Origin of the sequence: Streptomyces sp. BE20, assembly GCF_036322525.1 — a bacterium.
Classification (GTDB): domain Bacteria; phylum Actinomycetota; class Actinomycetes; order Streptomycetales; family Streptomycetaceae; genus Kitasatospora.
Genome location: NZ_JAQYWW010000193.1, coordinates 1 through 467, shown reverse-complemented (window position 1 = coordinate 467; position 467 = coordinate 1). Strand labels below are relative to the sequence as shown.

The 467-nt window shown below is 72.4% G+C and carries 1 protein-coding gene; it reads right to left on the bottom strand.

Going from position 1 to position 467, the window contains the following annotated elements; genetic code table 11:
* Positions 1-51: 51 nt before the first annotated feature.
* Positions 52-231, bottom strand: coding sequence for a hypothetical protein (locus PUR61_RS00835; RefSeq protein WP_329874566.1), 180 nt, complete (start codon positions 229-231; stop codon positions 52-54).
* Positions 232-467 lie beyond the last annotated feature (236 nt).

Below are 467 nucleotides of genomic sequence, written 5' to 3'. Positions count from 1 at the left end.
CTGGGGTCCGGTGGCCCTGTCGGGCGGCAGGCCGCCGGCGTTCTGGGCGTTTTAGTTGGTGGTGTCCATCGGGTACGGCAGCAGCGCACCGCCGTCGCTGGGGCGCGGGTGGGGCGGGCGGAACACGTCGGCGCCGTCCGGGACCTGCAGCGCCTGCTTGTCGCCGAAGCAGCGCACGTTGTTCAGTGTGGCGTAGGAGTGGTCGAAGCGGATGTTCTCCTGCTTCAGCACGTCGACGTGACGGACGTCCTTGACGGTGCAGGTGAGACGGCCCGGCGCGGGGGCAGCCGTGGGGGTGGTGGCGGGCGGGCCGGTGCTGGCGGAGGCTCCGGCGGTCGCGGTTGCGCGGACGAAGGTTCGGCGGGTTAGCTCGGTCTTCGCGGTCCGGCGTTTCAGAGGTGGATGGTGTCGAAGGCAGCGGCGGCGTAGGAGGGCCACGGGTTGGCCGCGAGCGCGGCCGGGTCGGT